This window comes from Bacillus sp. GC_Bacil_1 (assembly GCF_026540675.1).
GTDB classification, from domain to species: Bacteria; Bacillota; Bacilli; order Bacillales; family Bacillaceae_G; genus Bacillus_A; species Bacillus_A cereus.
Window position 1 is genome coordinate 202,762 of the sequence record NZ_JALNUG010000004.1, and the last position, 12,655, is coordinate 215,416.

Consider the following 12,655-nt stretch of genomic DNA (forward strand, 5'->3'; position numbering starts at 1 on the left):
ACCCTACCTTATATGAGTATGCTTTTCTATGCTATGTTATGCTTATCTAATATACCGTATTTCTTTTTAAATCTTGTGAGAATCGTAATCCAAGACGTACTAAATAGTAGTAAGAAAATAACATTCGAAATCGCATGACTTAAATCAAAGTAAAAACTTGCGATGTAATACGAAATGACAGTTTCCCACGTTGCTTCTCGTATAAAACCGAGAAGGCCCCAGAAATTCATAATCCAACCAAATAAAAAACCAACAATTACTCCGTAAAGAAGTCTCCCCCATAGCTTTTTCATTAAAAATGTATTACGCAATAATCCAGCTATAAAACCAATCATACCCCATGAAAACATTTGCCACGGCGTCCACGGACCTTGCCCTAAAAAGATGTTAGACACAATCGCTGCTGTTGCACCGATCATAAAACCCGCTTCACTTCCAAATACAATTGCAGAAACGATAATAACAAAAGAAGTTGGTTGTACACTCGGTAAAATAGAAAATGGTACCCGGCTTACTGCTGCAATTGCCGCTAATACAGCAACGAGAACAATTTCACGTGAAACAAACGACTTCCTTTCAAAACGGATATAGAAAGGTAACATAATAACAACTAATAAAAACAAACTACTTAACATGTAATAACCGTCCATAATAAGTGTAGTAAAGAGTAATGTGCCTATTATTACTGCAAAAATACCTATTATGAATGCAACATATCGTTTGGACACGCTTCGTACACATCCTCCCACGTTAATGCATATGGCAATTCTTTTCGAATGAATCGATTAATAGATGTTGTATAAAAGAAGTTACCACTAAAAAATTCTTTCGGTGCATCATTCATAATAACTGCTCCATCAAATAACATCATACATTGATCCACGTATTTCGCTGCAAACTCAATGTCATGCGTTGCCATTACAATTGTTGTACCTTCTTTTTGCAGCTCCCTAAATAGTTCTCCTACTCTTTCTTTCTTCCATGGATCTAACCCCTTTGTCGGTTCATCAAGTAATAATAAAGTTGGCTTTGATAATAATGTCGTACATAACGCAAGTAATTGTTGCTCTCCTCCGCTACAATCGTGCGGATGGCGTTCTTTAAGCGAGTACAACCAAAACTGTTTTAGCGTATCTTCTGCTATTTCTTTTCCTTGTTCTCCGTATAATTCACGTGCACGTTCATACACCTCATCCCACACTGTATCAAATGTAAAATGATAATATGGATGCTGCGATACATACCCAATACTTTTAAACCGTTCTTTCGAATCAATTTTATGTATCACTTTCCCATTCCACTTTACTTTCCCTCTTCTCACTTTTTGCAAACCAGCTAAAAGCGTTAACAGTGTAGACTTCCCTGTCCCATTCTTTCCAACGAGCGCTACCCATTTTTCTCTTTCAATCGAAACTGCTAAATCACGTAAAATAAGCGGACTATTTTTTTCGTACTGGAACGAAATATGCTCTGCGCTTAAAATTACCTCTTGCTTTTCACTTTGTGCTATTAGCTCATTTACATATGATATCGCTGAAAAATTATTCATTTTCATTTGCGCCTCTCGCACCGTAAACGGAATATCTCTCACATTCCACTCTAAAAATAGCCTTGGAATTTGCGGAATAAATGGACGGAATGTTTCTACTCCCCACATATTCGTAATAACAGTTTTAGGACTACCATCATACATAATACAGCCATTATCCATACAAACAACGCGTGTTGCAAGCGGGATAACTTCATCTAAACGATGTTCACTTAAAATAATCGTAATTCCAAGTTCTTCATTAATCCGTTTTAATAATCCTAAAAACTCTTTTGCAGCAATTGGATCTAACTGCGCTGTCGGTTCATCTAATAATAGCAATTTCGGCTGCATAACTAATACCGCAGCTAAATTAACAAGTTGCTTTTGCCCACCAGATAACGTGTGAACAGATTGATGCAATAAATCTTGAAATCCTAAAAAGCTAATAAGCTCTGCTATTCGTTTTTGAATAATATGTGATGGTAACCCAATATTTTCTAAAGAAAATGCTAATTCTTGAATAACTGTATCCATTACGAGTTGATTTTCTGGATTTTGAAATACCATACCAATTTCTTGAGCAGATAACAAATCAGGTACATTTTCTAATAAAGTACCATCATAATATGTATCCCCAGTACGCTTACCAATTGGAAGTAATTCTTTTTTAAAATGTTTTAATAAAGTCGTCTTCCCGGATCCTGATCCGCCGGCAAGTGCAATAAACTCTCCTTTTTGAACAGAAAGAGAAATATGCTGTAACGCTTTTTCGTTTTCATCAGCATATACAAATGATAAATTGTTTATTTCTGCATGCGCCACCATAACCATTCCCTTCCTTCCATTATAATTGGTAAACTAATAAACATCGTAAATACGATAAACATCATCCCATCGTATTGCTGAAATAAAATAGATTCGACTTTCGGATAAATGATTAACTTTCCTCCGCCATACGTACTACATATGATAGCAATTATAAATAGAATACTTAAATAACTGAGCGTATACCAATCTCGTTTTTCCATTCTATAGCGAATATATGTCGTACGTTTCGTTACACCAAATCCACGAGCTTGCATAGAATCTGCCGTTTGCAGTGCATCTTCCAATGAACAAATTAATAATACTTGCAGCAATTGCATACCATTTTTGACGCGTTCAATTATCGAACCTGAATCTACCTGCACACCTTTCGTCTTTTGAACGAGTGTGATTTTCTTTAATCGCCTTATAAACAAAGGAACAAATCTCACTGTAATCATCGTTAACAATGCAACTTTCGGTGAAATTCTTGAAAACAAATATAAAAATTTATGACTGGAAATAATATCATTGTATGACGCAAACGTAAACATAACTGCAACTAGTAATAACCCCATTACTATTCCAAACATAATCGCCTCAAGCTTAATACGGCTATCACCTAACCAAAACAACGTAGTTCGACCTCTATGCGTTAATAACGAATTAAATAAAATTACCATAAAAAAGAAAACAATTGTGCTCGGTAGCATCTTTCTTATCTTTTCGCTATTTCCTTGCATCACATTTAACATAATAATTAATACTATTGCTCCAATTAAAAAAAGAGGATGAAGACACATCATACATAGTATCATCACCCCGATATAATAGAAAAAATTCACAAAAGGATGTAAAGAAGAAAAACTTATTTTCATAGCCCTTTACCGAATGCCTTTCTTATTGTAATACGTATACCCACTCAATTGTATCTCCTGGTTTTACCGTAGCTACACCAGCACTATGGTTTGGAAAAGCACCGTTCACACGATATTTCCAACCACTAGTATCCGAAATATCTTTTTCATATAAATCATTAATACCTTTTACATAAATACTATCTCTAGATCCGCTTGCATCAACATCTAATCCTGTACGTTGCAATACTTTATACACTGTATCGCCTTCTTGTACATCCATCTTTTTCGCACCCATTATATATCCGTTATTTCCTTTTACCGAGATTGTTACTTGTTTTGCTTTAGGTACTGGTGGTACTGGTGGTGGCACTGGGTTTGGTGGTGGTACCGGTGTTGGTGGAGCTGGTACACTATTGTTCTCTTCTGACTTTTTCTTTTGCTCCTGCTTCGGTGTTTCTTTCGGCTGATTCACAACCTTTGCTTCTTCTTTTACTTCTGGTGCTTTCGGTTGTTGTTTCTCTTCTTGTGCTTGTTGCTGCTCTGGTTGCTTATTTACAGCCGGCTGTTCTTTCGGTTGTTCCTGTTGTTTCTCTTCTTTCTTTACCTCTGGTTGTGCCTGCGGCTTTTCCTCTTTCGGCTTCTCTTCTACTTTTTGTTCTTGTTTCTCTTTCTGCTCTTCTTGCTGCTTTTGCTCTGATTCAGCTTGCTTTTCTTCTGTTTTTTCTTCCGGCTTCGCTTCATTTTTTTGTTCTTCTTGTTTCGCTACCTCTTCTTGCTTCGGTTCTACCTTCTTCTCAGGCTTTACAGCTGCCTCTTCACATCCGGCAAGTAGCCCGAGCGAAAGCAGTAAAGAAATGAACCATTTCACCTTACTCATCCTATATCTCACCTTTCATACGAAAATTAGGAGCAAATAATTGCTCCTAATTTTTTGTTAAGCTGCTTTACGTCTCCATAATACATATGCAGAAGCAATACATAATACACCCATACCTACTTCTGTTGCTGCACTATGAGAAGATGCTCCTGTTTTTGGTAGACTGTTACCGTTTCCGATTTTTTTATTCTTAACCGGTTCGCTATCTACAACTACTTTTAGATTTTCATCTTTTGTTTCTTGTTGTACTTGGTTTTGTTCTTTCGGTTCTTCAGTAACTTCTTTTTCTACTACATTATTTTCTGGTTCAACGACCTTTTCTGGCTCTTCAATCGGTTTTGGCTTAATTACATCACCAGCGTCTACATTAGACCAATCATAAATAGATTTTCCCATTTCTTTAAATTGAAGTAATGCTAAAAGAGCCTGTTCTGTAGCCATTCCGTTACCATTTTGATCACTTGGTAACCATTTAAATTCACCATTTGAAAGTTGATATGATAATAGGTTTTGCATTGCCTTATGAAGACGATTTTGATCTACATCTTTAACAAGTGATAATCCAATAATTGCTTGCGCAGTACTATTTGAATTTTCTTGTCCATCAGCTGAAAAACCGCCATTTTGCAGCTGTTCGTTATATAAATACGCAACAGCTTTTTGTATAGCTGGTTTCACATCTGATCGCTCTTGATAAGGAACTAATGCTGATAAAACCATACCTGTTACATCAACGCTACTAGCACTATCTTTACTACCTGAACTATTATAAGTCCATCCACCGTCTGTATGCTGATTATTTAACAGTGCTTCCACTAGAGCAACTCTGTTCCATTTTGATTCAACTGGAATCTCATACTTCTTCGTATCAAATGCAAGTAAAGCAAATGCATAACCTGTAACAGAATTCACTTTATCTGACTCATACAATTTTTGAACTAAATTATGTCCACCTACATTTTTAGGGTCTGCACTCATTGCATTCATCATAATAATTGTTCTAGCTAAATCTGTCGCTGAAAAACGATTAATGCGCTTTTCTACTTTTTCAGTTACTGACTTAACATAATTTAATTTTGCCTCAATTGGCACATTCTTTCCAGAACGAGAAAGCGCTACAGCTACCCAATCACTTTCAATTCCATCTTGTAACATCTTGTCTGATGTTTTAGAAATGGCTTCATTTAATTGTGCACTTGGAACTTGAATGTTCTCTTGCTGTGGTTGTTCTGGTTTTTTCCCATCTGGCGTTTTACCGTCTTGATCACCTTGGTTTTTCTCATCTGGCGTTTTACCGTCTTGGTCACCTTGGTTTTTCCCATCTGGTTTTTCACCGTCTTGATCACCTTGGTTTTTCCCATCTGGCGTTTTACCGTCTTGGTCACCTTGATTTTTCCCATCTGGTGTTTTACCGTCTTGACCTTCTGGTTTTGGTTCTTCTGTTTTGCCACCGTTAGGTTCTTCTGTTTTACACGTTCCGAACTTATCTAACGTTTCTTTCAATGTTTCCTGGCTTATATTGCTCCAGTCTGAAACAAAACGAAAGACAACAACGTCTCCAGATTTTAATTTATAACTATCTGCTCCGACTTCTGCAGACTGATCATTTACATCATACAGCCAAGCACTTGTAGCCCCGGCCATTAAACCATCGATTCCTTTTACATATGTTCCAAACGACATCGTTTCAGATTCTACTTTGTCCCCCATGACCTTTTGCAGCAAACTTAAAGCTGTTTCCCCATCTTTAATTTGCTCTTCTTTCGGACATAACATAATGCCTTTTTGTGATTCCCCAATAATTGCAAGTTTTGCTGTATTTCCTTCAGCAAACGTAATATGTACTGTATTCGCAAAAGAAACAAATACAAGTGTCACTGCCATTAACGACGTAAGCAGCCATTTTTTCAACATTGCCATCCCAAAATTTCCTCCCTTACTACCATTTACACAAAAAAAGGCCCTTCAAGGGCGTGCGATTGACACTCTCTTTTTGTAAGTGTCGAACAAAAATGTACAACACCTCCTACCCGCATCATTCGCGGCTATATTTGTATAGGAAAAATAATTTTGTTTATGAACGTATCATTGTGATAACATTCACTTTTCTTGGCACAACTTACTCCCATTTAAGTTATCGTAAAACGATAAACCTATACATTCTGTAAATTTTAAATTTCTGTATTATTTTACTATTGACAAAGAATTTTGTCCATGCTTTATCGGATTTATTTTCTAAGAATAATAACTTATTAACTCTTAACTATGTAAACTCTTTTCACTAATAATGACGCCATCTTCATCCGCATAGACATATTCATTTGGATTCCATTCTACTTGTCCAAAGTGCAATGAAATATTTCGTTCTCCTTTTCCTACTTTCACACTTCTATTTGGCATCGTTCCTAACGCTAAAATACCAATATTAATATTCTTTAGTTCACTAGAATCACGAACATACCCATTCACAATAATTCCTGCTAGCTTTCTTTCTTCCGCAATAGCTGCCAAATTATCACCGAGTAAAGCACAATTCGTAGACGCTCCGCCATCAACAACTAATACTGTTCCTTCTGGTAATGTTTGCAATCCTTCCTTCACTAGTACATTATCATCTTTCACTTTTACAGTTGCAATTTTCCCGTGGAATTGTTCTTTCTTCCCAAAAGACCGAAAAGACTGGCGACATATTTGTAATTCCTTTTCAAATTCATCACATAGATCAGTAGTTTTCCACATCTTGTTCCCTCTTTTCCTTTTTCTTTCTACATAACATATTCTTGGCTTATTATCGTTTCCCTGTCTAATATTGCAATAATTTGTATGTACGGGAAAGGATACAAAAACTATTGCCTTAAGAAGCTACCTTTATTATAATCTATTTCACGGATTAAATTCAGAATATTAAAAATTAACAAAGTGAAGAAGGAGGGATTTTATGCAAATACAAACTGAGGCAAAAAAACAACCTAGTAAACAAAAGTTTAAAATGCCTGATGCGTACGTACTACTATTTTTTATTGCCTTACTTTGCGCCATTGCTACGTACTTCGTTCCTGCTGGAGAATTTAAAAGGGTTACAAACGGGACCGTTACAACGACAATACCAGGTAGCTACCATTCTGTTCCGCAATCACCCGTAGGATTTGTTTCTTTTTTTACCGCTATTGAAAAAGGAATGACACTCGCTGCTCCTATTATCTTTCTAATTTTATTTACAGGTGGAGCCATTGCAATTCTTGAAAAAACAGGTGCTCTTGACGGTTTAATCTATCATGTTATTAACAAATTTCGTAATCAGCAATTACTTTTCATTTGTATAGTTGCTGCGCTTTTTTCTATTCTTGGAACGACTGGTATTATCGTTAACTCAGTTATCGGTTTTATCCCCATCGGCATCATCGTTGCACGCACGTTAAAATGGGACGCTATCGTCGGTGTAGCAATTATTTATTTAGGTACTTATGCTGGTTTTAATGCTACTATTTTATCTCCCTCACCTTTAGGCATTTCACAAAAGATCGCAGAACTTCCGATGTTTTCCGGGATTGGTTTACGCACCGCAATCTATATATCTTTTTTACTTGCCACTATCCTTTATATAAATTGGTATGTAAAACGCTTGAAAAAATCAAATAAAGGAAGCATCCTTGGCGACAACTGGTTTCCCAGTAACGCTCTTTCAAGCGAAAAAGAAACAGAGAAAAAAGAAGTCCCTTGGACGATACGTCATAAATTAATTTTACTCGTTTCAGCTTTATCGTTAATTGTATTTTTAATAGGCGCTTTTCGTCTACATTGGACGGACGCAGAAATGACCGCTACTTTTATTTTCATTGCAATTACAGCAGGAATAATAGGTGGCATGAAAGCAAACGATATCGCATCCACTTTTCTAACTGGCTGCCAAAATCTTATCTACGGTGCTTTAATCGTCGGAATGGCTCGCTGTATTTCAGTCATTTTAGAACAAGGCAAATTACTTGATACAATCGTTAACCAACTCGCACAAGCTCTCGAAGGACAAAGCCCTGTATTTGGTGTTATCGGCATGTATGTGAGTAGTGCCGCATTACATTTCCTCATTTCATCCGGGACAGGAGAATCGGTTATTTTTATTCCGATATTAGCTCCATTAGCTGATTTCATGCACATTACACGCCAAGTTACAGTACAAGCTGTTATGCTTGGAGAAGGTGTAGTAAACTGCTTAAATCCAACTTCTGGTGTTTTAATGGGCGTTCTCGCAGCGAGCGGGATTTCTTATGGAAAATGGATTCGTTTCATGGCTCCACTTGCACTCATTTGGTTTATCATTGGACTTGTTTTTCTTATTGTTGGGGTGAATATTGAGTGGGGACCTTACTAAATACTTAACTAGATAAATAAGTACTATCGTTCCATATAAATATCTATTCTATTTCCCTCACTAGTCCTATTAAAATCATTTATTCTAGTAAAAATATAAGAAGGGATTGATCATAATGATCAATCCCTTTTATCAAACTATAATACCTTTAAAAATCTTAGTTCCAGATTTTATTTACCCATTCAGGATGATCAATAAAAGGATTGCGATTATGTTGATATTTTGTAAAAATCACTTCATTACGCTTTCGCTCTAAATCATCGACCGGGTCTTGTTCATTCCATTTTAATAAGACAGATAGTTTCCCCATGTATGGATCTTTATTGTTATTCACTTTTTCATTTAGTTCTAAATCTATTTCGCCGTTGTCTCCCTCGTAACGAACAGCCATATAAAACAGCATTCTAGCGATATCTCCTTTTACACTATCACGAGGTTCCCAAGAATCACTATCATATTTACATTCTGTCGCTTCAGAATGATTCACACCACCATTATCAAAATCTAGATTTCCACGTGAACTATTTACAGATACATCCGTCGCTCTTAAATGATGTAGATCTGTTCCAGGTCCTGCAGTCGTTCCAAAGTCACCGTGAGATTTTGCCCAAACATGCTCACGGTTCCAGTTATTTACTCCTGATCCATTCGTAAGCTTCCCTTGCGAACGACCAGTATATAAGAGTATCACATTATTTTTATTATTTGGATCTTCATCAGTATCTCTTAGTGCTTCCCAAACCGCACTGTATGATAACTTTGTATGATTATCAATAATATTATGCAGTTCCTTCTTTAATTCTAAGCCCGTTTTTCCTATTGCGTTATTATAATATGTATCGTCATAACTTTTTACAATAATCTCTTGTGCTGATGCAGAAGCTACTTCACCGTGTATAGTATCTGTGAATGATAGAGATGCAGAACCTAAAATAAAAAATGAAGATAGTGTAATCATAGCAATCTTTGTATTTCGAAACTTCATATACCCATTCCCCTTTAAAATATAATTTGAAGCTACTAACTAAAAAATGCTTTCTAACCCCCGAAACCTTTTAGAAACCCATACCCCTTTTCTGTTTATTTAATACAAGACTCTATCCAGTCTGTATCACTTCTAAACTTTTTGTTTATTCACATTCCAAACAATTTCACTTTTTACAAGGAATATCCTTCTCTTATAAAGATTATTAACATATTCTTTACAACTAAAAAGTAGTTTAATATTAACTTATAAATTTAAATTTATTTATGCAATAATGCATATTTGATAAATACTTAAAAAAAACAGTTTGAATAAAAAGCATTCAAAGAAAACCGTGCCACAAAACAGATACGGTCTAAGACAGAAATAATAAAAATCAAGATGATAGCTCGACTTTTCCTTTTTCCATAACTGTCTTTATTTTTGTGTAAAACCTTTCTTTCTCTGAATAATACGTACAAAAATAGATTGGATACCATGTAGGCACCAATCTATTTTAATTAAAGAAACTGTGTCAATTCTGAGTTAACAATACGTTGTGCAGTAATGATAACACTGTCAGCTGTTAGTCCATAAACACTATATAGTCCACCAGGTTGATTAGGAACAATTTGAACTTCATATTCAAATGCTTGTCCAAAAGCAGGATGAACTAAACTTAGAGTTGCAAAAGTTGAAGCATTAGAATTCACATTGAAGTTTACTTGTTCAATTAATACTAATGAACCGTCAAGTCTAAAAACTCTAGCTACTCCAGTAAGCGGGCCCGCAGTACGGTTAAGGATCTTCACCCTAACTCTATTTGCATTAGCAGGTTGATTTCCTACGTTTTCAATTGGTCCTGTAGTAAGAGCCATATAACATCACCCCCATTATATTATTATGATATTCAATGATGCACATTGATGTTATAGTTTAATTATCCAATTTATTTTAAATAAAAAAGCTCGTTTCTTACATTTTTTATAAGAAACAAGCTTTTCTTTCTCAACTACCATTCCTAAGACAAGTCTATCCGTCTCGAAATCATTTACAGTTACTTGACGTTTATGCTGGGACAGAACTACTACTATTTACTTTGCATTGAATCTATATATTTTTTAACTACTTCATATACATATTCTTGATTTGCCGCTGCTGTATTTGGGTTGTATTTCCCGCCGTTTGTTTTATTATTAGATAACACTCGAATTCCTAAAAATGGGACATCATAAGCTTTTGCGATTTGAGCTGCTGCAGCTCCTTCCATTTCTTCTACAGATGTACCGTATTTTGTATGGAACCACTTAATTCTATCAACTTCGTTATTCCAAACGTCTGCTGAACCAATCGTACCTTCAACTACTTTACCTTTTGTATACTTATCTTTCACTGCATGAGCCGCTGCAAGTAATTCCTTATCTCCTTCGTAGTATCGGATTTTCTCAGCATTTGGATCTTCTCCTGCACTTCCTTCAGAAGCCATTAAGTCCATAGATATCCATTTTGTCGGCTCAATTCCTTGGTTCTCATCCTTATTGGTTGTTTTTAATGAACCTATATTTGCAACTTGTTTTCCTAACACAATATCAAATACGTTTAAATTTGGATCATGTCCACCTGATGTTCCTTGGTTAATAATTGCTGTAGGTTTATATTTTTCAATAGCCACCGCTGTAGCAGCTGCTGTATTCTCCATTCCTTTACCTGTTTTCGCAACGATTACAGGATAATTGTCGACAGTTCCTTTATAAAATACAAAAGTTCCAGACTTTTCTTCTTTCACATTTTTTAGCCTTTTCGCAAACTTTTCTGCTTCTATCGGCATTGGCCCTTGAATTAAGATTGGTTTTTGATTGCTTTTTGCCTCAACTTGTTTCGGACTCGCATCACATCCCGCAAGTATCGAGAATGACAATGCAACAGTAGTTACAAGGGCAGCACATTTTTCCAACGTATTCTTTTTCATAAATAATCTCTCCTCTTTCTCTTGTTGTTTTCTATACTCGATGCTTTTGGTCCAAACAAAAAAAGTTCTAGAAATTGTAGAAGAACCTCTACTTTCTAGAACTACGGTAGTCAAAGTTAATGAAGCAAAAGATGAGGCCAATGCTACATTATAGAACGGTAGCGCACATTACACAGAGCGACCGAATACTTTAACCCGTAGTCCAGTTCTTTCATTGGGAACTAGGTAGAAACGCTCGGACCATATTACCGAGTATATACGAGTAATGTTATTCAAAATTATTATATGGATAATATAACAAACTATTCATGTGCGCGCAATTAAAATATGAACATTTTTTGTAAAACTTTCTTGAACGTTCGTATTTAAAGGTTGATTGGGTAGAAAAAAACCTTTTCAAATAGATTCCATCGCAAAAAACATTATACGCTAAACTAGTTTACCCTACAGCAATCGTTAATGAAAATCTTCCTAAAATAAAAAGAAGTCCCATAAAATCAGAACTTCTTTTTCTATATATATTTACTTCGTTACCTCACCAAACTGCGCTCTCGTCACTTTCGCCAAGTCATCTACTTTAAGCTCAATTTGTATACCAATTTTCCCGCCACTTACTATCATCGTTTCAAGTGATTGGGCACTTTCATCAATACATGTAGAAAATAACTTCTTCATTCCGACTGGTGAACAACCGCCACGAATATATCCTGACACTTTCGTAATATCTTTCACAGCAATCATTTCAATCTTCTTTTCACTTACTGCTTTTGCGGCAGCTTTTAAATTTAGTTCCTCATCTACCGGAATAATAAACACATGATAATTTTTACTATTCCCTTGAGCGATTAATGTTTTATATACTTCTCTCACTTCTCGTCCAATTTTCTCGGCTACTGATACGCCATCAATTTTCCCATCGTCTGGATCATATGACATCATCGAATATTCAATTTTTTCTTTATCTAATATTCGCATCGCATTTGTTTTATCTTTTTTCATAACGTTCTCCTTAAAAGGTTATTTCATATTATTAAGTTTTATTATACACCCTTTTCCATTTCTCCTACATAACTTCACGTATATTTCAAAACTAAAAATATTGATAATTCAAAAATCATCTGATATAATTTGGAAAAACTTATGTTAAGGAGAGATTTGTAATGCGAATTTTTAATACTTCTTTCCAACTTCATCATCATACGTAACGCCGTGTATCCGAAGAAAAATTTTTCTTCGTGGGTACAGGGCTTTTCCTGTTGACCCACGAAGCGGTCATAAAGC

The 12,655-nt window shown here is 35.6% G+C and carries 11 protein-coding genes and 1 riboswitch; of the genes, 1 reads left to right on the plus strand and 10 read right to left on the minus strand.

Annotation, left to right across the window (positions count from 1 at the left end):
- Positions 1-26: 26 nt before the first annotated feature.
- The 6 genes from OXT04_RS08395 to rraA all read right to left on the minus strand — a co-directional run bounded on the left by OXT04_RS08395 (position 27) and on the right by rraA (position 6,811).
- Entirely contained in the window at positions 27-728 is a 702-nt protein-coding gene (locus tag OXT04_RS08395; RefSeq protein ID WP_000044914.1) for an ECF transporter S component, read from the minus strand.
- Entirely contained in the window at positions 701-2,362 is a 1,662-nt protein-coding gene (locus tag OXT04_RS08400; RefSeq protein WP_267414136.1) for an ABC transporter ATP-binding protein, read from the minus strand. Before OXT04_RS08400 ends, OXT04_RS08395 begins: the two co-directional genes overlap by 28 nt.
- On the minus strand, positions 2,335-3,213 hold the full coding sequence (locus OXT04_RS08405; RefSeq protein WP_015055161.1) for an energy-coupling factor transporter transmembrane component T: 879 nt from the start codon (positions 3,211-3,213) through the stop codon (positions 2,335-2,337). The genes OXT04_RS08400 and OXT04_RS08405 overlap by 28 nt, the downstream gene beginning before the upstream one ends.
- Before the next feature lie 22 nt (positions 3,214-3,235).
- Positions 3,236-4,072 carry a DUF4430 domain-containing protein gene (locus OXT04_RS08410; protein WP_267414137.1) on the minus strand — a complete coding sequence of 279 codons (837 nt, stop codon included), beginning with the start codon at positions 4,070-4,072 and terminating at the stop codon, positions 3,236-3,238.
- 57 nt (positions 4,073-4,129) lie between these two features.
- Positions 4,130-5,992 (minus strand): DUF4430 domain-containing protein, encoded by a 1,863-nt coding sequence (locus OXT04_RS08415; RefSeq protein WP_267414138.1) that lies wholly within the window; start codon positions 5,990-5,992, stop codon positions 4,130-4,132.
- A gap of 339 nt (positions 5,993-6,331) precedes the next feature.
- Complete coding sequence (rraA, locus tag OXT04_RS08420; protein ID WP_098211416.1) at positions 6,332-6,811, minus strand: ribonuclease E activity regulator RraA; 480 nt, start codon at positions 6,809-6,811, stop codon at positions 6,332-6,334.
- Between the two features lie 199 nt (positions 6,812-7,010).
- On the opposite strand from rraA, the gene OXT04_RS08425 reads away from it, so the two are divergent.
- A complete protein-coding gene (locus OXT04_RS08425; RefSeq protein ID WP_098211417.1) occupies positions 7,011-8,441 on the plus strand; it encodes a YfcC family protein in 1,431 nt (476 codons plus the stop codon).
- Positions 8,442-8,598: 157 nt separating this feature from the next.
- Here the strand turns inward: OXT04_RS08425 and OXT04_RS08430 are convergent, their stop codons facing one another.
- The 4 genes from OXT04_RS08430 to ybaK form a co-directional block, all read right to left on the minus strand.
- A complete protein-coding gene (locus tag OXT04_RS08430; RefSeq protein WP_000672183.1) occupies positions 8,599-9,426 on the minus strand; it encodes an endonuclease I family protein in 828 nt (275 codons plus the stop codon).
- A gap of 500 nt (positions 9,427-9,926) precedes the next feature.
- Complete coding sequence (locus OXT04_RS08435; RefSeq protein WP_098389994.1) at positions 9,927-10,283, minus strand: ATPase; 357 nt, start codon at positions 10,281-10,283, stop codon at positions 9,927-9,929.
- 212 nt (positions 10,284-10,495) lie between these two features.
- Positions 10,496-11,374, minus strand: coding sequence for a 5'-methylthioadenosine/S-adenosylhomocysteine nucleosidase (locus tag OXT04_RS08440; RefSeq protein ID WP_267414139.1), 879 nt, complete (start codon positions 11,372-11,374; stop codon positions 10,496-10,498).
- A 178-nt stretch (positions 11,375-11,552) separates the two neighbouring features.
- Positions 11,553-11,656: riboswitch (purine riboswitch) on the minus strand.
- A 240-nt stretch (positions 11,657-11,896) separates the two neighbouring features.
- The gene (gene ybaK, locus OXT04_RS08445; RefSeq protein WP_000710852.1) at positions 11,897-12,373 is read right to left on the minus strand and encodes a Cys-tRNA(Pro) deacylase; all 477 of its coding nucleotides are present in this window, start codon (positions 12,371-12,373) and stop codon (positions 11,897-11,899) included.
- Positions 12,374-12,655 lie beyond the last annotated feature (282 nt).

What these genes read in the sequence shown, in the direction of transcription:
- OXT04_RS08400 (WP_267414136.1), bottom strand. Translation starts at nt 2,362, where the DNA reads ATGGTTATGGTGGCGCATGCAGAAATAAACAATTTATCATTTGTATAT.
- OXT04_RS08405 (WP_015055161.1), bottom strand. Translation starts at nt 3,213, where the DNA reads ATGAAAATAAGTTTTTCTTCTTTACATCCTTTTGTGAATTTTTTCTAT.
- OXT04_RS08410 (WP_267414137.1), bottom strand. Translation starts at nt 4,072, where the DNA reads ATGAGTAAGGTGAAATGGTTCATTTCTTTACTGCTTTCGCTCGGGCTA.
- OXT04_RS08415 (WP_267414138.1), bottom strand. Translation starts at nt 5,992, where the DNA reads ATGGCAATGTTGAAAAAATGGCTGCTTACGTCGTTAATGGCAGTGACA.
- rraA (WP_098211416.1), bottom strand. Translation starts at nt 6,811, where the DNA reads ATGTGGAAAACTACTGATCTATGTGATGAATTTGAAAAGGAATTACAA.
- OXT04_RS08425 (WP_098211417.1), top strand. Translation starts at nt 7,011, where the DNA reads ATGCAAATACAAACTGAGGCAAAAAAACAACCTAGTAAACAAAAGTTT.
- OXT04_RS08430 (WP_000672183.1), bottom strand. Translation starts at nt 9,426, where the DNA reads ATGAAGTTTCGAAATACAAAGATTGCTATGATTACACTATCTTCATTT.
- OXT04_RS08435 (WP_098389994.1), bottom strand. Translation starts at nt 10,283, where the DNA reads ATGGCTCTTACTACAGGACCAATTGAAAACGTAGGAAATCAACCTGCT.
- OXT04_RS08440 (WP_267414139.1), bottom strand. Translation starts at nt 11,374, where the DNA reads ATGAAAAAGAATACGTTGGAAAAATGTGCTGCCCTTGTAACTACTGTT.
- ybaK (WP_000710852.1), bottom strand. Translation starts at nt 12,373, where the DNA reads ATGAAAAAAGATAAAACAAATGCGATGCGAATATTAGATAAAGAAAAA.